The 22,216-nt window shown below is 33.0% G+C and carries 14 protein-coding genes; 6 read left to right on the top strand and 8 right to left on the bottom strand.

Features of this window, described 5'->3' with window-relative positions:
- Positions 1–11 precede the first annotated feature (11 nt).
- Both NG655_RS03985 and NG655_RS03980 read left to right on the top strand, forming a co-directional pair.
- Positions 12–4,472: an ATP-binding protein gene (locus tag NG655_RS03985; RefSeq protein ID WP_252158055.1), complete on the top strand. Its 4,461-nt coding sequence runs from the start codon at positions 12–14 to the stop codon at positions 4,470–4,472.
- Between the two features lie 37 nt (positions 4,473–4,509).
- Positions 4,510–5,268, top strand: a complete 759-nt coding sequence (locus tag NG655_RS03980; RefSeq protein ID WP_252158054.1) for a DUF481 domain-containing protein — start codon at positions 4,510–4,512, stop codon at positions 5,266–5,268.
- Between the two features lie 42 nt (positions 5,269–5,310).
- Here the strand turns inward: NG655_RS03980 and NG655_RS03975 are convergent, their stop codons facing one another.
- From NG655_RS03975 to NG655_RS03950, 6 genes are all read right to left on the bottom strand, one after another.
- On the bottom strand, positions 5,311–6,660 hold the full coding sequence (locus NG655_RS03975) for an ATP-dependent DNA ligase (protein WP_252158053.1): 1,350 nt from the start codon (positions 6,658–6,660) through the stop codon (positions 5,311–5,313).
- 13 nt (positions 6,661–6,673) lie between these two features.
- The gene (locus NG655_RS03970) at positions 6,674–7,417 is read right to left on the bottom strand and encodes a hypothetical protein (RefSeq protein WP_252158052.1); all 744 of its coding nucleotides are present in this window, start codon (positions 7,415–7,417) and stop codon (positions 6,674–6,676) included.
- 10 nt (positions 7,418–7,427) lie between these two features.
- Positions 7,428–7,988 carry a hypothetical protein gene (locus NG655_RS03965; protein WP_252158051.1) on the bottom strand — a complete coding sequence of 187 codons (561 nt, stop codon included), beginning with the start codon at positions 7,986–7,988 and terminating at the stop codon, positions 7,428–7,430.
- Between the two features lie 309 nt (positions 7,989–8,297).
- A complete protein-coding gene (locus NG655_RS03960; protein WP_252158050.1) occupies positions 8,298–11,000 on the bottom strand; it encodes a peptidase associated domain and porin domain-containing protein in 2,703 nt (900 codons plus the stop codon).
- Positions 11,001–11,040: 40 nt separating this feature from the next.
- Complete coding sequence (locus tag NG655_RS03955; RefSeq protein WP_252158049.1) at positions 11,041–11,850, bottom strand: GLPGLI family protein; 810 nt, start codon at positions 11,848–11,850, stop codon at positions 11,041–11,043.
- A 367-nt stretch (positions 11,851–12,217) separates the two neighbouring features.
- Entirely contained in the window at positions 12,218–13,372 is a 1,155-nt protein-coding gene (locus NG655_RS03950; RefSeq protein ID WP_252158048.1) for a glycoside hydrolase family 130 protein, read from the bottom strand.
- Between the two features lie 123 nt (positions 13,373–13,495).
- Here NG655_RS03950 and NG655_RS03945 point away from each other — a divergent pair, with 123 nt between their 5' ends.
- From NG655_RS03945 to NG655_RS03930, 4 genes are all read left to right on the top strand, one after another.
- A complete protein-coding gene (locus NG655_RS03945; protein ID WP_252158047.1) occupies positions 13,496–14,260 on the top strand; it encodes a hypothetical protein in 765 nt (254 codons plus the stop codon).
- 282 nt (positions 14,261–14,542) lie between these two features.
- Positions 14,543–15,583, top strand: a complete 1,041-nt coding sequence (locus NG655_RS03940) for a sugar kinase (RefSeq protein ID WP_252158046.1) — start codon at positions 14,543–14,545, stop codon at positions 15,581–15,583.
- 116 nt (positions 15,584–15,699) lie between these two features.
- Positions 15,700–16,464: a CDP-alcohol phosphatidyltransferase family protein gene (locus NG655_RS03935; protein ID WP_252158045.1), complete on the top strand. Its 765-nt coding sequence runs from the start codon at positions 15,700–15,702 to the stop codon at positions 16,462–16,464.
- A gap of 408 nt (positions 16,465–16,872) precedes the next feature.
- Positions 16,873–18,558: an AMP-binding protein gene (locus tag NG655_RS03930; RefSeq protein WP_252158044.1), complete on the top strand. Its 1,686-nt coding sequence runs from the start codon at positions 16,873–16,875 to the stop codon at positions 18,556–18,558.
- A gap of 236 nt (positions 18,559–18,794) precedes the next feature.
- Here the strand turns inward: NG655_RS03930 and NG655_RS03925 are convergent, their stop codons facing one another.
- Positions 18,795–21,212 carry a beta-glucosidase gene (locus tag NG655_RS03925; protein WP_252158043.1) on the bottom strand — a complete coding sequence of 806 codons (2,418 nt, stop codon included), beginning with the start codon at positions 21,210–21,212 and terminating at the stop codon, positions 18,795–18,797.
- A gap of 199 nt (positions 21,213–21,411) precedes the next feature.
- A complete protein-coding gene (locus tag NG655_RS03920; protein WP_252158042.1) occupies positions 21,412–22,179 on the bottom strand; it encodes an SDR family NAD(P)-dependent oxidoreductase in 768 nt (255 codons plus the stop codon).
- Positions 22,180–22,216 lie beyond the last annotated feature (37 nt).

The raw sequence follows: 22,216 nt of genomic DNA, 5'->3' as shown, positions 1-22,216 counted from the left end.
TATAATTTTTAATGAAGCATTCAAAAATCATAACTCTATTATTTTTACTTGTATCAAACTTTTTATGGGCTAACCCAGTTATTGATTCTCTAAAAATTAAAAGGCTTAAGAATCATGTATCATCTTTAGATTACATTACCAGGCAAATCGATAATAGTAAGTTTTACTTAAATCTAAATAAATCTTATTGTGATTCTATTTTAGCTATAGATTCCACAAACCAGTTTGCTCTTGATTTTAAAAATAAAATTAATTTAACCTTAGCAACCTGTGATCAAAATATAAACCATAAAATTGAATTATTTCCGTTTTTTAGCGGGTTTCCAGATTATATGGGTTTTGCTGATGATCCAATAGAATACGCTTATGATGCTAGTCTTGAAAAACTTCTAAACTTTAAATATTCAGCTGTTGAAAATGGACCCATCTTTACTACTAACATCTCATCAATAGTTGTAAGAAACTCTTGTGATGACGAAATGTTTGAAATTGTAAATCAAATATTACTTAAAAAAACCAATCATAACATAATACCAAAACATGAATTAGAGGAGGTTCTAGGTAAGAAGTCTGCCACAAATCTTATTAATGGAAATATTGATTCAAAAACCATATCGTTGTTGTGTGAGAAATTAAATCTAGATCGGTTAGGCATCTTTAATGTAAATGATTTGGATGTGATTAATAACTCAATATGGTTAGTTCAATCAGAGTTTTATACATTTCATAAAGAATCTGGATTTACAGAGCCAATATTTACAAGAGGTTTTAATATCGATAAACGTTCATTTAGTATTATTTATATACTATTACTGATTATTAAATCTATTTTATTAATCGCATTAATTTCTTTTTTAAACCAAAAATTAAAAAGAATAGTTGATAGTAGCGATAACATTATCAAGGATTTATTTGACCTATATATTGATAAGGTGAAATTTGTAGGTATTAGTTTTATAATTCCATTAATCTTTTCGTTAGTATTAATTTATTCTGTTTCTTATTTAATGCCAAGTGCAGAAGAACATTTTAAAGAATTTTCAGCAAAATTTTGGCTATTCTCAATCACTATAGGAATGAGTATAGTTCCAACTATAATTAATCTATACTTTATCAATAGAATAGATTTAGATGGTTTCCACACTATAAAAGGATATCGTTATTTTGCCAATTCTTCATTATATGCTACGTACTTTCCATTATTTGTTTTTTATATTATTCAATTTGATACCTACCCAATAACCGAACATTTTCTTTTAATTGGAATTACTTTATTAATTGGGGATTTATTGGCTAGATCCTATTTTCAGTTTTCTTCAATCACAAAAAATATTGCGCTGAAAAAACAAGGTGTATATGGAATTATATTAGGAACATTAGCGCTACTTTTATTTAACTCAATTATCCTAACTGAATTAACAATAGCAAACTTAGGATTAAGTATTGTTGTTATTCTTCCTTTGTCAATTGCTCATTACCTAATAGGTTATTATTTAAATAAGAAATATGAAAACAATTTAAATCAATCTAGTAATAAAACACTGCTTAGTAATGTCCCATATATTACTGAATTATTAAATCCTAAAGAAGCTATTTTCAACAAAATTGTAGATTCAATGTCTGATACTGGATTAAATATAATGATTGTATCTGGTCCTGCAGGAATTGGAAAAACTAGAGGGTTATTAGAAACAAAAGAATTATTTGAACATAGTGGATGGGATTGGTATTATGGTGATTGTGATGAGCTACAAGGAGAGAATGCTGTTTCCTACGAGCCTTTCCTAGAGGGATTTAAAGAATTACTTAAGATTGAAGCGTTTTCTAATCGAGGTGAAAGAATGGAGAAGTCTATGAGTAAGGCTGTAAATGTTGGGGCGGCTATTATAGATATAGACACCTCATTTATTGGAGGGTATGAAAGAAATTCAGAAAGATCAATAACTGAAATGTGTATTGAAATCATAGATAAATTAGAAAGCAGAAAAAATAAGACGATCTTTATTATGGAGGATCTCCACTGGATAGATCCAGAAAGTTATGCCTTTCTTAATAAGTTTATTGAGATGATTAATAGAAATAAATTTCTGCGAGGAAACATGTGCATCATCCTTTCTATAAGAGAAGAAAGTATATTTGAACATAGAGGTCCTTCTTTAAGTCAATTAATAGCAACTACAAATGATCTCAATAATAACTCCTCTTATAAATTTAAAGTTGAAGAACTTTTAAGTTTCAGGAACTTTAATACAGTAGACTTTGTTAAGCATTTGAGTAAACAAAATAATAAATTTAAAATTCAAAATAACTCGCTGCTTGAAATTAACTCACTTTTAAACCAATTAGTAAATGAGAAAAATACACTTGGACAAATTACTCCTTTATATATTTTCAAAACACTTGAAAAGTGGATTAGTGATGGTTTATTAAAATACAGTCCTAGTGGATATATTTTAACTGCTAATATAGATACTGATAGCCTACCTAATGATATGGAAGTTGATAGCTTCTATCATACAATTATTGATAAATACGATGAAAAATGGCAACGCCTTTTGGAGAGTGCCTCAATCATTGGAAATAAATTTAATGCAGACATACTAACACAAGTTTGGGGTTATGAATTACTTGATGTTTTAGGGTTTTTAGAAAAGGTAGTTGAAGATAATTTGTTAATTGATATTTCTGACGAAGATAATATTTACGAGTTTAAAGATAAAAGAATCATAAGTTCAATAAAGTCATACTTTAATAAAGATGATGATAGTGATGATAAACAAATCATCAAAGAATATAATAAACGATACATATATCTTCAGAATAAAATTATTAAAAACCCTCATAACCACAGTGTTGAAGAAATTTTATCTATAATTAGAAGACTATCATCTTTATTAATAAATGACACCTATTTAAAAATTGCTGAGAAATTAATTTTAGAGGTAGTTGTCAGGTTAGTTAAGCAAGAGGAAGAGGATAAATTACTAGGGTTTAATGCTTTTTTAATAAGTACAAAGAAATTAAATCATATCTCTAATCTCATCTCGTACCTTATTCAAATAAATAGTACCTCGTTCATAAGTATATTAGAATTGAATGAAATTTGTGAACAAGTATATCATATAGAAACAAAATCAAATTCAGTCTCCTTAGACTTAAAGTTATTTATCTTATTCATTTTAAAAAACAAACATCATATAGAATCAAAAAAGTTTGTCAGACTTTCAGAATTAGAAGAGGTAAAACATAAAATATTTAATGAATACAAAGGGAACCTACAATTTCAATTTGGGATTGAATACATCTTATATACTCATAAATCAGCTAAGGAATCAATTCAAATTTTAAAAGACTTTTATATAAATATTGAAGAAAAAACTGAAGAACATAATCAATTAATTGAACTAGAAGAATTAAAATTTATGTGGTTGGACAATCCTATTAAAAAAGAAGAAATTGATAAAAGGTCATTCAAATTAATAGAAAGAATTAAAGATGTAAAAAGTTCCTCAATTAAGTTCAAGATTTTAGATTTTAGATTAGATTTTCTGGCAAGTGGGTTAGAGAATGATGAGAAAGCTACATTAGAGTTTATGAAATACCATCAGCTTTTAATATCAAGTGAAGGCGTTAATAAATTATGGGTGGAATTAGTATTAAGTTTTTTAAGAAGTTGGAGCGGTAGCACCTATATAATAAAACATCCAGACGATGCGCTAGAGAAATTTACAAAATGTGAAACCTACTTAAAAAAGATAATTGATTTTGGAATTTTAAGTAATTTATTAATTGAATTTATTGATGCAAAAAGAGAAGTATTAGAGGTTACCAAAAAATATAAAGAACTTAAGAAAGTCTGTTTAGATCATTTAAAAATGATCAAAGAATCTATTGGAGTAAATACTATAGATTATGCAAATGCATGCTATGATGTAGGTAAAGCATATGAACTTTTGAAAGAGGGGGAGTTGAGTGTAAAGTACAGATTGATGGGTATTGACTCACTTCTTAAATTAGAGCAATCTGATAAGATTAAGAGGGCCTTAGCTACAGCTTATGGAAATCTTTCACACATTTACAGAAATCATTTAAAAGATGTTGAAAATACTATTATTTGTGCACAAAAATCTCTAGATTATAAAGAGAGTTTTGAGAAAAATAAATCTTATGGTATTTCCCTATACAACCTAGGTAGGGCTTTCGCTATGAATAACGAATTCAAAAAATCTGCAGATTTAATGCAACAAGCATTGAAGTACTTTAAAGAAAGTTCTAACAAAGAAATATATCAAAAATCAGTTCTGGAAGTAAACTTAGGAATAATTACAAACGAATTTGACAAAAAAACAGCAAAGATATTATTGAAAAAATCAATAAAAATAATAGAGTCAGCAGACATTTGTATTTACATCAGTACTGAAGTAAAGAAGAGAATTGAAATTGGAAAAAATATACTAAATTTAAATGATTAAAAATTTAAAGACTTGCTGAATTAAAAATAATTATAAGGTGCCTAACAAGAAATACCTAAGCTTCTCAATTGTTCTTTTATTTACATTTAACGTTCGAAGTCAAGCCATTATTAATACAGAATACTTAATGAAATCTATGGATTCTACATTAACTGTAGGGTTTGGTATAAATGGAGATTTTAAATTTGGTAACTTAGAACTGTATCAATTTAATATCACCAATCAAATTGGTAAAAAATTTGATAAACATCTAATTAGATTTTTATTTAATTATGAATATATTTCAGAGAACAATGAAGTATTGGCATCAGATTATACGGCGCAATTAAGATATAATTACAGTGTAGGAAATCATTATATATTCTCTTTTGTTCAAAGTCAAAAATCAAAAGCCTTAAACCTAGATTACCGACATTTAATTGGGGGTGGGTATCGTCATAATATCTATAAAAAAGAGGGTAATTATTTTGATGTATCAGCAGGAGTTTTTTTTGAAAATGAGCTTTACTTAAAAGACACCAATGATGAAGTAAACGTTCAAAACTACAGACTTAGTTTAAGTTCTTTCCTTAAGGTTAAGCTATCAAAAAAATCTTTTATTAATACCAGTATTTATTACCAAATTAATGTTGAAAACTTTGAAGACACGCGTCTTTTTATTGAACCGCGGTGGTACTATGAGTTTGACAAAATAGCTGTTTATGTAACCACACAGATTAGACATCATACTACGCCTTATGTAGATATTAAAAAGACAGACTCAGAACTTTTAGTAGGGTTAGAATTTAATTTATAAAATAACATTATGGACATTTCACTGGCATATAACTGTTCATTTCTATGATTTTACCTTCTCCCACCCCTTCTTTACATTCTCTAATACCTCTGCAGCAAAAATCTCTTCAATTTGCTTCTTGGAGTCTGACACCTTAATCTCTTTTTTAAGCATTTCTGACCTGCCAGCACTAAAGTCTGTGTAATGATATACATAGGCTGGATACTCGCCCGTTGCTTCCTTATTGGTTTTCCAAACCATGAACTTGCGTACCATCTTGGCGCCCTTGCTTATCTTTACATACACTTCTCTAGAAACAATCTCACTTTTCTTTACATCGAGTTTTTCAGAGGCATTTATATCCAAGGAAATAATCTTCGTGATTTGAGACAAGCCCGCATCATTTGTATCGGGTTTTTTATCTGTTCTCATCTTAACATATACCGGAGATATTACACTGGCCATTGGCTGTTTGCCGTTGGCTGTATAAGTGCCGTCTTTATAGCTCAAACACATTTTAGAGATAACCCCTTTTGAGTTTTCTCCAAATACATCCAAACAACTAAACTCTACCACCTGGTTGGGTGCTACCATGGTAAAAGCCACGTTAGATCCAGATACTTCAATATATCCAGAATCTACTTTTTTCTTGCCCAGTTCTTTTAGTAGGTTTTTACGCTCCTCTTCGCTGTAGCCATTCCCTACTTTGGTTAAGAGTATATACTCATCTTTTGCAACACACAAGCCCACCAGCACTTCTTTGAGCATGCCGGCTCTGCTGCCCTGCCCTTCTGCATATCCTAAAATAACAGCATCTAGGGTAATTAGTGGTTTTATTTTATAGGTTGGTCCGTTGTGAGAACGCACTACAATTCCTTCTTGGCCGTCGTCTTCTACAATCTCTTTATAGAGCGCGGCAATGTCTTTTCTGCTTTCTACAAAGCTGTTTTTTACGGCATGTAATGATTTCCCTGAAGACAACACAGTATTAAGCTTTTGGTCTAATGCTTTAATATCCAGAGATACCTGCTCCCCATCAAGGCTAAGCAAATCAAATGCTGCAAAGTAAATATTTGTAGATTTATCATCTAAGGCTGCTGTCATATCAAAAGAACGGGTACGCCCACCTTCTTTGTGCAGATAGAGTTCTCCTGCCAACACTACAGTTTTGCATTTGCCTTTAAGTAGCGCAGTAGCTTCTTTTAGTAGCGGCAAATCATCAATAACCCTACCTCCATGGTTGGTAAGTGTTGCTTTTTTACCATCATAGCTTAAGAGATAAAAGTGGCCATCGTGTTTGGTAGACACCCCGTAAGATTCTGCTTCCATTATCTTTGAGGTAATCTCCTGGGCTCCTACAGGCAAATACCTGGATGCCGTTTGGCGTTTGTATTTTTGTGCGGTTTCTTTCATTTCAATAAAACATTTATTCTGTTGGTAATGATTTTAATTCCTGGTTGGTGAGGTGAAGGATCAGGCAATATTTATCTCCTTTTACTCTGCCCTCTAGGAACGCTCTGTAGGGCTTTCCGCCATCATTCATAACCAAAGGTTCTTTACCGGAAGCTCCGCCTCCCATCATCATCATAGCGTCTTTATCGGCTAGTTGTTTGGCCATGTCAAACAGAAAATCATAGGTAAGGCCATTAATATGCTTTAATTGGTATTTTTTATGAAATACCAACTTGTTGTAAATCTTAGCCTTAGGCATTAGTTTTCCCGTCCAGTTAACAATGCTCTCTCCAGTTATATTACTATCGTTGTACTTGGGTTCCCGCTCTTCTTTGAGCTCGGCGGTGGGAGAAAAAATCTTTTCAGTTTTTTTAACACTAAACACCGGCTTCTCATCCTCGTTAATATACACTCTAGATACATCCTCAATAAATTTACCGGTAAGTTCTAGATCAGACTCTGGATCACTGGCAATTAGGTCTTCTGCCAATTTTGATGCTAGTTGCATCTTAAAATCAACCCCCTCTTTGGGTTTCTCATTATACTTGGCAAGTAAGGTTTTTGTACTGGTCTGAGAAGTGCCTTTTACCACACGTTTAGTAGTCACCTTATCTCCAGATTCCATAACCATAGTAATGGCAGGTTTAGGATTCAGAGATCTAAAGGTAATCTCTGCATCTCTTTTTTTATCGTTGGCTAATTTTATATATCTAATCATTTTATTTTATTTAAAACATTGCAAAATCCATGTCGTCTTCTACTGCCTCGGTCTCTTCAGGAACTAATTCCTGCTCGTTATCTTCAAGGCCTATAAATTCTAGATCAGACTTCATGCCTGTAATGGCAAACGCATCGGTTCCGTTACTAATTAAAAAGGCATCGTCACCCTCATAATCTGCCCTGTAATTAAATACAAAGAAGTATATCTTGCCGCTATTGAGATCTGCGAGTAAGGCTTCCTTGTTCTCATCTATCTGTAATTGATACACAGATTTTACAGCCATAGCTAAATATTCATCTACAGAGGCTTCTCTTAGCATCACTTTTTGGTCATAAATAGAGGGTACTTTTTCTACCTTTTTCCCGTCGCTGTCTACGCCCACCAATGTGCTTTTTGAAACCGCTTCCCCTTTTGCATTCAAGGAAACTAGTGCAGAAGAACCAGAAGGCATCACATACTGCCCTTCTGCCAAACCTGCTAGCTTACACTTACTGCCGTTTTGATCAAACACCTCTATAGTAGACCAGCCATAAATCTTTTTTCGATCTACTTTTTTGAACTCCGCCAATACGCTTAGCCCGTTTATTGAAAATTCTGCTTTTCTTCCCATTTGTTTGGTTTATTGAATTTAAATATAAGGAAATTTCCTTAATCTTTCGAGCGCCTGCAATGGAACAATCAAAGGTGATGTTCTCGTTCTTGTGAAACCAGGTTTTGATCACATCTGACAAAAAGAATCCGGGGAGAGAAGTTTTAGCCTTAAAGTTTATGACTGATCTGAGAAGAAATAAAAGAAATATTTTTTCATGAAATAGCGAACAGTTTAGTTTGACTACTAAAGCAGGCAAGGCAAACTTTTTGGTATAAATTAAGAGGGTTAAATCTTATAAATACAACGGAAGGTTATGAATCTAGGCTGAATAAATGTTTCAGAAGTAAAGACAGATACATTGTTAGCACTGTTTCTTATTTGAGAATCAATATTTAGAATGTTAACTGCATTTAGTTCATATTCCCATTTGGCGTCTCTATCCTTGCGGTAGGATAAACTTGCATTCCAATTCTGAAACGACTGTGATTCTCCGTTACCAAGGTCCTGTGTGGTATAACTGTACTTGGTTTTAAAAGTGATTTTCTTCAGGATATAAGCATCAAAATCAATTGATGGGGCTCTAGTGATAAAGATTGTTTCTCTATTCCCTTGGTTGTTGTTTGTAATGGCATAGCGATAATTGATGCTTACATTGGGTGCAACCTTAAAGTTCGTTTGAATGCCAGGAGTGTAGGTTTGAGTAAAGCCTTCGTTTAAGGAACGTCGTTCTTGGATGAATTGATTTATTTTACTGTAATTAAAACTTGCATTTATACTAGCTCTAATTTTTCCAAAGGTTCGCTGTACGCGCCCGAATACATTAACATTTTCATCGGCAAAACTTGAATTAAAAAAAGTACTCGTGCGAATAACATTTTCAAAATTTGTCAGGCTTCTAATTTGGTCAATATTATTGGAGTAGGCAGCTCGTACAAAAACATTGGTGTAATTAAATAAATTAAAACTGCTGTAGCGCAAGCTAACATTATTAGACAATGCATTTTGCAAATCTGGCTCGCCATACTGCAGGCTGTTATAGCTGTTCAATACCAAGCCTTCGGCGAGTCGTGTAACGTCTGTAAACTGATTTCGCATAGAATAATTTAGTGTCAAACTTTCTCCTTTTTTAAATTGAATACGCGCTTCAAAGTCAGGCAATAATTTCAAAAAATTATCTTCAACTGTTTCGCCAAATTGACTGTTTTTATTTCCATATGAATGGACTGAGAATCCAGGAGTAAAGGTGAATTTACCCGTTCTAAAACGATAGTGCAAACCCAAATAAACGTCAGCAAAATTATAGTTAATGTCATTTTTAGCCCTTCCTTGATTGAAGTTTGGAGTGGGGTTAAATATTGAACTATCCTCTAAAAATTGAAAAATGGAAGAGTCAAAAGCCTGGTAACTTAAGATGGTTCCTAGTGTGAGGTTAAGGTTGCTTTTTGAATTAATAATATGATAGTAATCCAATTTGGCATCTAATTGATTCGATTTGATGCGTCTATTTTGACCAAGGTTATATTCTGACAAACTAGTATTAAGTCCAAGTGCATTTGCAGTATTGGCAACATTCTGAACATTATCTAAGATTGCATTGTAAATGGGATTTTCGTTTTTGAGTACATGTTGCGATTCAAAGGCGAAGATGTTGTCTTCATCGAGAGTGTAATAGTATTTTAAATTTTGGTTAATGTTATAGGGAGTTACTTCATCGGTTTGATTGGTATTTCCTATAACAGAAGAGAAAATGCTTTGATGTTGTTTGTCATCAGACATACGCGCCAAAACATCATAGTCAATTTGGTTGTTGAAATTGGGTTTGTAAGAAGCGCTCAGTTTCAGAAGCCCTTGATTGGATCGTTCGTTGCTATCTTGTTCTGTTGATTCGTCGGGGATATTCAAATCCTGATTACTATATTGGACAAAGTTGACTTCTCTCGATAAAATTTTACTATTGTTAAAAATTAGAAAGCCACTTAAATCCAGAGCTTTATTTGGTGAGTAGCTGAAGTTAGCTGTAGCTAATTTGTTTTCAATTTTGAGTGCATTACCTTGATTAGTTAAAAAATTAAGACTGTTGTCTCCAAGATTAATACTCGTCCCGCTATTTCTACTGGGCGTATTAAATCCACCTCCAAAACCACGGATGTCTCTCCTAGACAGAGCAACCTCTCCAATATTATTTAGATCACCAATAAAATTGATACTGTACTTTGGGCTGTAATAAAACAGTTTTGGTTGTGCTAAGTAGAGAGTTTCGTTTGGCGCACTTCCCGTTCCAGCCGTTACATTTCCAAACCAGAAACTTTCTTTTCCTTCCTTGAGTTTTATGTTTATAGCAACATTGTCTTGGTTGTTTCTTACTGAACTGAGTTGACCGACCTCTGCATAATTTCGCAGAACTTGAATTTTATCAACGGCATTGGATGGAATATTTTTTGTAGCGATTTTGGTGTCTCCGTCAAAGAAATCTTTTCCGTCAACCATTAGTTTATTAACCACTTTTCCTTCTACTTCAATTTGGCCACTTTCATTGATTTCTATGCCAGGAAGTTTTTCGATGATGTCTTCCAGTTTTCTTTCAGAACCGTTCTTGTATGCGTCGGCATTGTAGACTAATGTATCTCCTTTAATCGCTACAGGCATTTTATAAATCAGTTCTACTTCATCTAAAGCAAATTCTGATTTGAGCACATAGTCTTTAACGAGATTAACTTGACTGGTTGAGATGTTGTCGTTGATTGTTTTGAGACCGATATAACTAATCTGAATGTTATAAATAGTATTTTCCTTAAGATTTAATTTGAATTGGCCAAGGTTATCTGTAATATCATAAGATTCAAAACCGTTAGTTTCTTTATTGATGGCAACAAGACTTGCCAATTCCAATGGGTTTTTGAGGGTGTCTGAAATGACTCCTTTGAAGCTAATTTGACCAAAGGAAACAATTGATGAAAGTAGCAGTGAAACTAAACTAATTTTTTTCATTCGAAATATATAGTATATCTAAGGGAATTTGTTTGGACAATTAGCTTCTTCTTCTACCGCGGTTGTTTCTCATTTCCATCATTTTCCCTTTGATGGTGTTTTGGTAATCATTTTTCGTTATTTCCTTTCCTTTCTCGGGCATTTTTATGTCGACCCTCTTCTTTGGATTCAATACAATTTGAGAACATAATATAGTGGTGTTTCCAGCACTCACTTCAAGAATTAACCCAGGTAATCCCCAGTATTCAGCAGGACCGTGACGCAATGGGATTTGAAGGGTGTACCAGGCTTCTACTTGTGTCATTTTAACGGTATCATCTTCAGGTTCATCTCTGAGGTCTTGCCATGAAAAATTATACCAGCTAAGTTCTGAGGTTGGAACAGAGGCGGTTGCCTTAAAACACATGTACTGTCCAATGAGTTTAGATTCTGTTCCCATATTCCATTCAATGGTTTGTAATTGATCTTTTACTAAAAATTTCTTACCGTAGAATTCTTGCTCTTGAACCAACTTATTTTCTTTGATGTTCTTGTATTGTGGGCCTCGAGCAAAATTACTCCCCCATGAATCTGTTGCCCCAGAGTAAGCATCTACTTTTTCTTCTTCTTTAAAAAAAGATTCCTCTTTGTTGAAACTCAGAACAAATGTTTTTTCAAGCCTGTTTTTCAAGCGGTCTTTCATTTGTTTCTTCTGGGCTTCACTCATTCGTGCTCCCCAATCCCCTAAATCCATTTTTGATTGAGAGAAATAGTAGGCTTTTCCTTGAAAATCTTGGATAGCAGTATTTTCGTTATAAAGTGAAAATGAGGTAACTGCAAAAGTAAATAGAAGTGTTAACTGAAGTTTCATGCTAAATATAGTTTTGTTTAACAAATATATGTAATTATAAAACAACTTATTTTTTATTTCCAATAACAGTCTGTCTATCTATTGGTTAAAGGACTTTTTTCAGCTTAACAAAGAAAGTGGTGTTTTAGGTTTTTATGATTTAAAAAGTAAAAATTTAGTATCCTGAACCTTTTTCATCGATAGTATAGAGTTTCATCCTGAAGTGAGTTCGAATAACAGCAGTTATATTGCATCAGACAACTTTACTTGGCAAATGGACTCTATTATATATTTAAAACTAATTAAGTTTTAACATAAATAAGAGGCCAATCCATTACACAGATTCAAAAACTTAATGCGAATAGTTAAATTTGAGTTTTAAAAAGGATTAATTAATATTTGCCTGAGGATCGTATACTGCAACTGCAATTTTAGAGTCAGCTGTACCATAATACAGAAACCATTTTTCTTTAAAAAATACAAGTCCTTCAACGAAACAAACTTCGTTTACTTCTCCGATCTTTTCATAAGCCTTATCGGGATAGATAAAATAAGAATCGGTTCGATCTTTTAACTTATAGGGTTTATCATGATCAAACAATGCTTGTCCTGCAGCATAAGTGAATTTAGGTAGATTTGGATCGCTATAATTGGCAGCATTACTGGCATTGTAAATTAACGAAATACCATTTTTGGTATACTGAGCATAAGGCCCGGACTCTACTAAACGGCTGTCAAAAAAACCTTTTCTTGGGTGAAGAACCGAAATTAAAGTACCGTTTTCAATGTTCTCCGCTGGCTCCCAATCGATAAGATTGGTAGAAGATGCCATATATAAATTGGTATCTCCAAAATACATCCAATACTTACCGTCGATTTTTTTTGCTACTTGTTGATTTCCGATCTGTTCTGTTATAATAGCTCCCGCCTTAGACCAATAATCTTTATACTTTTCTTGAGAAAGTACCCGTCCATGCTTATTCCAACTTACTAAATCTTTAGAAGATGCAATACTCAATCGAGCAGTTTTCCCATCATAGGCAGTATAGGTCATGAAGTAAGTTCTTTGGTCGTCAATTACAACTCTTGGATCTTCAACCCCATCAAAATAGCAAGATACACAATCAATTGAATAGGGCTCTCCGTCAACTTTTCGAAAGTTCCATTCTTCTTTTTTATGGTTGTCTTGGTCGGGATAAAAAACAGGTGCTTTGTTTTTTGTAAACGAAATCCCATCGTTACTGTAAGCTAACCCAATTCTGGAAGTACCCCATTTGTCTTGCGCTCTGTAAAGCATAAATACGGTATCGTTTTTAACAATTGCAGCAGGGTTTAGTACGTTGCGCTCTTCCCATAGTACTTGATTTTGACTAATAGGGTCTGTAAAAACCAACTCTTTATTTGGACTTAGAATTGGATTAACATCATCTTGTTTTTCGAACTGTGGAAAGCCCCAATATAATTGTTCTTGCTCTGTTTTACTCGAATTTGAAGAACACCCAAATACAAAAAATACAGCAACTGTTATGCCTATGTACTTCATTTAAATAATAGATTTAAAATTTCACCTAATGTAGTGTATTTCAAGGGTATTGTCTTGATATGTTTTTTAAATTAATAAAATTTCCTTAAATTGTTTATGTATTAATTTTAAAAATATTTTGTTATGAAGAGATTATTTTTATTAAGCTTTATTTTAGTATCCAGTTTTTCTTTTGGTCAAATAATGGTACTTTTTGAAGCGGACACACCTGACAAAAAAAATATGGCTGAAGTTGCGACAAACTGGTTTGGAGCTGTTAAAGAGGTAACTGGCGATGATAATGGAATAACAATGCATCATAAAGGCTGGTCGAGCACAACTGTTTATTTTGCTTGGTGGTATGACAGTCTTAAGGATATGGCGGAATCCTTAGAAAAACAAGAGTCTACTAGAGATAAGGTATTGGAATATCTTGGTGCAAATCCTGCTGATCCAGAATTAATACAGAAGTTTAATTCAATTACAAATTCAAGACAAAGTTCAGTTTGGGAATATGTACCAGAGCTAAGTCAAATGGATGACTTTATGGCGCTTCCTAAAGAAGAAAGAGACCAAATGCAATACAGGAGGTTCCAATATATAAATATTGCTATGAATTCTGAGGAAGCATACATTAACCACCAAAAAAAGGCCTATGCTCTTGACAAAAAAAGAGGAATAAAATATCATATAGCTGTATTTAAAAATGTTTTTGGAGGTAAAGACTCAGATTATTTATCAATAATTATTGATGAAAATAGATTAGAATACATGAAAAATTTCACTGAAAGAATGAAGTTGAGAAGAGAATCACCTGATTGGGGTAAGAATCAAAACCCATGGGACCTTACAAAATATAACGTAATTAAAACGGATGAAATTTTTAAAAATTTAAATTTCAAGCTGTAAAGCAATTAATCTAGAAAAATCCCGATAATTATCGGGATTTTTTATTATGAAAAAACTGAACTAAAATAATTTTCACTACCTAAGAATACATTTCATCTTGTAGTTAAACACAAATATTTTCTCATTTTTATATGTTTAGTAACCTAATCAAGAAAAGTAGAATTTTGATTAAGTTATTTTTTTAAATATTCCCTGTATAAATTTTGATTTCAATTACTTTTGATGTAAATTGGTTTACCAGTTTGGTTAACCAGTCTTTTTTAAGACATAATATCAATGAAAATGAAAAAAGTAATCACCTTTGGAGAAATCATGTTACGGTTGTCTCCGAAAGATTCTTTACGTTTCTCTGAAGCGAATAGTTTTGATGTAGTATATGGAGGTGGAGAGCCAAATGTGGCGGTTTCTTTAGCGAACTATAACATACCCGTTGAATTTGTAACTCGCATTCCAAAAAATGATATTGGTAAGCTTGCTCTTATGGAAATGTGTAAGCATAATGTAGGAACAAAGCATATTGTTGAAGGGGGTGATCGTTTGGGAATTTATTTTTTAGAAACGGGTGCTGTAAATAGAGGAAGTAAAGTTGTTTACGACAGAGCTCATTCTTCTATGTCTACTATAAAACCTGGAATGGTAAATTGGACTGAAGTTTTTAAGGATGCGGAATGGTTTCATTGGACGGGAATTACTCCCGCAATCTCACAAAGTGCTGCTGATGCCTGCTTAGAAGCTGTTAAAACAGCAAGTTCTATGGGGATTACTATTTCAACCGATTTCAATTACCGTGCTAATTTGTGGAACTATGGTGGTAATCGAGAAGCAATTATGACCGAATTAACCTCCTATTGTGATATTATTATTGGAAACGAAAAAGATGCAGCAATGCACTTTGGGATTGAACCACAAGGAGTAGAAAATGTACATGAAGGGGATCGAATTAAAGAAAAAGCGTTCTTGTCTGTATGCAGACAAATGCAAGCAAAATTTCCTAAAATCAAAAAGATAATTACCACGTTAAGAGGTTCAATTTCAGCTTCACATAATTCTTGGGAAGGGGTATTGTACGACGGAAAATCCTTACTCAAAAGCTCCAGTTATCAAATGACACATATTGTTGACCGAGTTGGTGGTGGAGATTCCTTTATGGGAGGGTTAATTTATGGACTTATTAACTTTCCAGAAGACGACCAAAAAACCCTAGATTTTGCAATAGCAGCTTCTTGCTTGAAACACACAATTAAAGGAGATGTTAACTTGGCTACAATTGCTGAAATAGAGAAATTAATGAACGGAGATTCCTCTGGTCGTGTTGCTCGATAAAACATTGCTTCTATTATAATACTCATAAATTATTCAAGTGTAATTCATTTTAATAAATCAAACTCAAAAAATCATCGTACTTTTAAGGAATAATTAATTATCCGCTAGGATTACGAATGTCAAAACTACCCGAGGAATATAAATTTTTAGACCTATCCGATTACGGTCGATCTCCAGGATCATGGATTGCCAGTAAACTACAAAACACTCCTTTTACTCCCATCCATGTAACTACCATGTTTATCATTGCTGGATTAATCGCAATTGGATTTATGTTGAATGGATACTTGATTACCGCTGCTTTTTTCATAATATTAAAGTCTATAATTGACGCAGCAGACGGGGAGTTATCACGGCTTAAAAAAACACCTTCCTATGTTGGACGTTATTATGACTCGATTGCAGACTTACTCCTTAATTTTTGTTTCTTGTTAACGCTTTGGTACATCACCGAAATTTCTTTTCTGTATATGTTCCTTGCATTTTTAGGAATACAACTCCAAGGAACCCTTTACAATTATTATTATGTGATTTTACGAAATTCGGTACAAGGGGATTCAACCAGTCGAATTTTTGAAAATTCTAAACCAAAAGCCCTAAAAGGAGAAAGTCAGTCTAAAGTAGATTTATTTTACAACATTTATAATGTGCTATACATCTGTTTTGATAAAGTCATGTATTATATGGACCGTAATGCAAGTTCTAGCAAGCCATTCCCAAAGTGGTTTATGACTCTAATATCCTTGTATGGTCTTGGTTTTCAACTCCTTATTATGTCGATTTTGTTGACCCTGAATCTCCCTTACTTCATCATCCCTTTTTTTATTGGATATTCAGCTCTAATTATTGTTTTTGTGATTATTAGGAAGTTGATTCTTTAACCCTAAGATCGATATTTACAAAAAGTGTTCATCAATCTTCAATGCATTGATAATTAGAGTACCATAAAATTTACAACACCCTCAAATCTATTGTTTTAAAACTCAAAATAGAGGTCAAATACATTTAAAAGTTGAAGATCAAGAGAAATATATTTAACACGTATTAGTAAATATTTTAGAAAAAATTGGGAAGATTCGAAAGCATCCTTTAAATTGAAGAGCCTTTTGAAACCACTATTAAAGTGTGGAATGGATCAGAAATAGAAATTCTACCTTTCATACCAAGTGAAAATTATATACGCTTAAACCAACTTTAGGTCCTTTTTTTCAAAAAAACACATGGGACTTTTTTTAAAATTATGGAACTATATAAAATCGATTGGCATCATTAAATTAAAACAAACCATTATGAGTAATTCAGAAAAAGATGCCCTATTTGATTTTAAATTTTATGAGTGGGAAAAAAAATTAAAAGACAAACCATTTCTTCGCCAACCTTTTGGTGACAACTGGGAAGAGTATAGCTGGGGAGAGGTTGGACAATATGCACGTAAACTTGCTACTGGATTACGTTCCTTGGGTTTAAGAGAAAATGCACATATTGGTTTAATATCCAAAAACTGTCGTGAATGGATTATTGCAGATTTAGCAATTATGATGGCTGGGTATATAAGTGTACCTTTCTTTCCTACGCTTAATTCTAAAGAAATAAACACCCTTCTCACCTTTGGAGATGTAGATCTTTTATTTGTAGGAAAAGTAGAACATTGGGACGAACAAAAAGAAGGGGTCCCTAAAGGGCTTCCTATGATAGCGTTCCCTTCTTACAGCAATCACTCCAAAATTACGGAGGGTCATCAATGGCATGACTTTATAAATAAATTTGAACCACTAAAGGATCCACACATCCCTAAATTATCTGATACTTGGACTATCATATTCACCTCGGGAACTACGGGTACTCCAAAAGGGGTTGTTTTAGATTATTTAGCAAATAAAAAAACAGAAGCTCTAACTCTTGAGTCCAACCCTATGAAGATTGATTTTAGTGGTAATAATGATTTCTTCTCCTACCTCCCGTTAAATCATATTGCTGAGAGAATTGTGGTTGAATTTGCTTCTTACCGATTCGGAGGAACCATTTCATTTACAGAAGGCCTAGAGTTTTTTGCCAAAAATCTGGGTGAAGTTCAGCCGACAGTGTTTTTTGCTGTCCCGCGAATATGGACTAAATTCCAAATGGGGATTCTTTCAAAAATTCCACAAAAAAAATTAACTACCCTACTCCGAATTCCAATACTATCTGGATTGCTAAAAAGAAAATTCAAAAAAACTCTTGGATTATCTCGAGCAAGAGCGATTATATCAGGGGCAGCACCAATGCTAGAAATACAAAGGACTTGGTTTAGAGAAATTGGAATTCCAATTACTAATGGATATGGAATGACCGAAAATAGTGCTATTACCTCTCAATTAGATTCTAAAATTATTGACCGTCCAGGGTCTGTTGGACTCGCTCAGCCTGAAGTTGATATCAAAATTGATCCTGAAACTTCAGAAATTCTTATGCGTGGACCTTTTGTAATGAAAGGTTATTATAAACAACCAGAATTAACTGCAGAAGTTCTAAAAGAGGGTTGGTTACATACAGGTGACCAAGGATATTTAGATGAAGATGGATTCTTATACATTACCGGACGTGTTAAAGATATGTTTAAAACCTCCAAAGGGAAATACATTGAACCTCTTGTCCTAGAGAGTTACTTTGCAGATATCGTTGATTTTGAACAAATTTGCGTTGCAGGTTTGGGTCTACCGCAACCTATTTTATTGGCTGTTCTGTCGGATATTGGAAAAGCAAAATCTAAAGAAGAGCTTACTTTATTTTTAGAAAAACGTTTAGAACAAGAAAATGATAATCTGGATGGGTACAAGAAGATTTCGACTATTATTATAGTAAAAGAAGAATGGAATGTAGAGAATGGACTTACTACTCCTACCCTTAAGATCAAAAGAAATAATGTTGCTAAAAAATATAAAGAAAACTATACTGAATGGTTCAACGACAGCGCAACAGTACTCTTTGAATCCTAATATATTGTACAAAAAAGCTTTAAAACATACTATTTAAAGAAAATCAATCAAAAAGCAAAAGTTGCCCCAAGAAATAACATATCTATGGGTAAACCGATATTCCTTAAAATAGTAATGTGCTCTTATTTCATTAAATCCGTAGGTTACTATAAATTCAGTCTACTGAAGTACTTTAACATTATAAAAATCGAGTTCTTTATTTGAAAAATTAAATGGTGCATTAATTATTAAAACAATTATAACTTTATTTCAATTTTCTGTAAAATATCTCTAGAAGAATTTCCGATATTTATAATGTAACTACCCTGTTCAAGAGTCCATTGTTCAATAGATTCGTTCCAGTATCTTAAGTCTTTAATCGCAATAGAAATAACAATATCTTCTTTCTCATTGACTTCTAAAAGTTTTGTTTTAGCAAATCCTTTTAACTCTCTTATTGGTCTATCAATAGAAGAATTTTTCTTCTGGGTATAAACCTGAATTACTTCTTTTCCTGGAACACTCCCTGTATTTATGACAGAAGTAGAAACTTTTATAGAATCATTTTCAACCAATACTTTACCATTTTCAAATTGAAAATTAGTATAACTTAATCCATATCCAAAAGGGTAAGAAACATCAAAAGATCTTTTGTCAAAATGTCGATAACCTATATAAACACCTTCCTCATAGTATGTGTAGTCTTCATCTCTAATTTTGTCTTCTTCTGATCGTTCCTCTGGCGGAAACATCATATCGACAAACATATCTTGAAGCTCAATTTCAATCCTATTATCTGGGAAATTTGCGTCTGATGCATGATCGGAAAGTTTATTTGGAAAAGTCATAGGTAATTTCCCACTGGGATTTATTTTACCACTTAACACATCAGCAATTGCATTACCACCCTCTTGACCTCCCTGCCAAGATAAAAGTATAGCATCAGGATAGGATTTCCAGCTTTTTGTTTCAATAACTCCACCAATGTTGAGTATAATTATCACTTTTTTATTTACAGCATTAAACACTTCAGAAATCAAAGATATCCTTTGTAACTCTTCTTGAGTTAGCAAAAAATCTCCCTCGAAATAACGGTCTGTAAATTCACCGGAATTCCTGCTCAAAGTAAAAAGCCCTATATCTGCAGTTTTAACAATTTCTTGTAATTGCTTTTTTGTATAATTTATTTGTGGGGGTGAATAATCTGTAAATATTGATTCCATTCCTACCGGCCTTATAAAGCTTTCAGAATTGTTATTTTTGTGTTCTTTAAAAATTTCTGAAGCTGTTTTGTTTATCTGATAACCTGCATTAATTAAACCTTCTTCAATTGAAACCGTATAAGCTTCATTAACATCACCTGATCCTGTTCCACCAGAAATTAAATCATAAGAAGGAACTCCTAATAAAGCTATATTTTGTTTGTCTGACAAGGGTAAAGCCATATCGTTTTTAAGTAGTACTATTCCTTCAGAAGCACCATATCTTGCTAACTCAGCATGATTTTTAAGATCAGGGTTATTAGATCTTTTATAACTCTGCATTTTTTTAGATTTAAAAATCACTGTTAGAATTCGACTAGCAGCAAGATTAATACTATATTCATCTAATAAGCCCGAAGCGTGAGCACTAATCAATTCTTCCCATTGAATTTTTGTTCCAGGTTCTATTAGATCATTACCCGACATAATTTGCTTCGAAGGATTTTCGCCTCCAAACCAATCGGTCATGACCATGCCTTGAAAACGCCAATCTTCTCGAAGAATATCATGAAGTAATTTTTTACTCTCCGAAGTATAGGTTCCTCCTATCTTATTGTAAGATGACATTACAGCCCATGGCTGAGATCGTTTTATAATGTACTCAAACCCTTTCAAATAAATCTCTCTTAGAGCTCTTTCAGAAACAATTACATCATTAAATTTCCTATTAGTTTCTTGGTTATTTGCAACAAAATGTTTCAAAGTGGCACCAACTCCGTTACTCTCTATTCCGTTAATAAAAGCTGCTCCTATATAACCCGAGAGCAAAGGATCCTCAGAATAATATTCAAAGTTTCTACCACACAGAGGATGGCGGTGTATATTAACACCGGGGCCTAAAATTAAATCTACACCATAATCAATTGCTTCTTCCCCCATTGCATCTCCAATTTGATAAAGTAAATTTTCATTCCATGTAGAAGCTAATTGCGTTGCAATTGGAAAAGCAGTACTGTAATATTTTCTATTTTCATCCTCTCTTTCAGGGTCTATTCTAAGTCCAGCTGGCCCATCAGATAAGTAAAGAGTAGGTAAACCTAAGCGTGGTGTAGCTACTATAGTACCAACAGCACCCTTTACACCTTCCGGATTAGTTATACCTATAGCCGAGGAAATACCTGAACCCTTGAGTAAATGAATTTTTTCTTGAAGTGTCATTTGTGACAAAACATCTTCGACTCTAACATCAACAGAAAGTCGATTGTCTTCATAAGGGTCTAATTTTCCATTAGAATTTCTGTCGAGAAAAGTATAACCATCCTCTTCTAGTTTATTAAATTCTAATTTTTCGGGGTAATCATTTTCAAAAGTTAAAAAAATGGAGTTGAAATAATTATATGTAATAAAAATAGTAATTAAAAAAGCAAGAAATATAACCCCTAAAACTTTTAATGTAAAACTGATTTTTTTCATAACTATAGTTTATCTAAAGTTATAAATTTTAAAAACTTATAGCTAAACATTTAAATATAAGTACTTCTCTAATATAAAATCTCAAGTTCTTGCTGCTCCTGAACTTCAATTTTTCCGGAAGTTATAACAGAAATAATACAGCAAATTAAAAATAACAGTATAATCTTTGGTTTCATTTAGCACTTATTAAGTTTGTAAATTAACGTCCCATCCAGCCACCATCGACATTCATAACACTTCCATGCATATAATCAGAGGCTGCAGAGCACAAAAATACGATGGGCCCTGCAAAGTCGTCTGGTTGACCCCAACGAGAAGCAGGAATACGATCCAAAATATGTTTAGATCGTTGAGGGTCTTCCTGTAACGCTTTTGTATTATTTGTATTGATATAACCCGGGGCGATTGCATTTACATTCACTCCTTTCTCAGCCCACTCGTTTGAAAACGCCTTCGTTATTTGTGCAATCGCTCCTTTACTAGCTGCATAACTTGGAACAGTAATCCCCCCTTGAAAGCTAAGTAATGAAGCAATGAAAACTATTTTACCACTCCCACGGTTTACCATTTCTTTACCAAGTTCTCTTGAGAGAATAAATGGAGCTGTCTGATTTACTTCAATAACTTCATCCCAATTAGAATCAGAGTGACTGACAGCTGGCGAACGTTTAATTGTTCCTGCGTTATTAACTAATATATCGATGGTTGTGTGATTTTCTTTTAACTCTTTTATAAAAGAATAAAGTGCCTTGCGATCACTAAAATCACATTGGTAAGCTTTGAATTTACCTCCATTTTTAAAAATTTCAGCTTCAACTTCACTTCCAGATAATTCTAAAGAAGCACTAACTCCAATAACATCAGCTCCGGCGGATGCTAATGCAATAGCCATAGCTTTTCCAATTCCTTTTTTACAACCGGTCACAAGAGCGGTTTTATGAGCTAAATTAAATTGATTGTTAAACATGAGTGTATCTTTTTTATTGCTGTAAATCTAAAAATAT

Source organism: Candidatus Arcticimaribacter forsetii, from assembly GCF_910589745.1.
GTDB lineage: Bacteria > Bacteroidota > Bacteroidia > Flavobacteriales > Flavobacteriaceae > Arcticimaribacter > Arcticimaribacter forsetii.
Note: the sequence above shows the minus strand (reverse complement) of the source record. Positions and strands in the feature narration are given on the sequence as shown.

What these genes read in the sequence shown, in the direction of transcription:
- NG655_RS03955 (WP_252158049.1), bottom strand. Translation starts at nt 11,850, where the DNA reads ATGAAACTTCAGTTAACACTTCTATTTACTTTTGCAGTTACCTCATTT.
- NG655_RS03925 (WP_252158043.1), bottom strand. Translation starts at nt 21,212, where the DNA reads ATGAAAAAAATCAGTTTTACATTAAAAGTTTTAGGGGTTATATTTCTT.
- NG655_RS03945 (WP_252158047.1), top strand. Translation starts at nt 13,496, where the DNA reads ATGAAGAGATTATTTTTATTAAGCTTTATTTTAGTATCCAGTTTTTCT.
- NG655_RS03975 (WP_252158053.1), bottom strand. Translation starts at nt 6,660, where the DNA reads ATGAAAGAAACCGCACAAAAATACAAACGCCAAACGGCATCCAGGTAT.
- NG655_RS03940 (WP_252158046.1), top strand. Translation starts at nt 14,543, where the DNA reads ATGAAAAAAGTAATCACCTTTGGAGAAATCATGTTACGGTTGTCTCCG.
- NG655_RS03970 (WP_252158052.1), bottom strand. Translation starts at nt 7,417, where the DNA reads ATGATTAGATATATAAAATTAGCCAACGATAAAAAAAGAGATGCAGAG.
- NG655_RS03950 (WP_252158048.1), bottom strand. Translation starts at nt 13,372, where the DNA reads ATGAAGTACATAGGCATAACAGTTGCTGTATTTTTTGTATTTGGGTGT.
- NG655_RS03960 (WP_252158050.1), bottom strand. Translation starts at nt 11,000, where the DNA reads ATGAAAAAAATTAGTTTAGTTTCACTGCTACTTTCATCAATTGTTTCC.
- NG655_RS03985 (WP_252158055.1), top strand. Translation starts at nt 12, where the DNA reads ATGAAGCATTCAAAAATCATAACTCTATTATTTTTACTTGTATCAAAC.
- NG655_RS03935 (WP_252158045.1), top strand. Translation starts at nt 15,700, where the DNA reads ATGTCAAAACTACCCGAGGAATATAAATTTTTAGACCTATCCGATTAC.
- NG655_RS03930 (WP_252158044.1), top strand. Translation starts at nt 16,873, where the DNA reads ATGAGTAATTCAGAAAAAGATGCCCTATTTGATTTTAAATTTTATGAG.
- NG655_RS03920 (WP_252158042.1), bottom strand. Translation starts at nt 22,179, where the DNA reads ATGTTTAACAATCAATTTAATTTAGCTCATAAAACCGCTCTTGTGACC.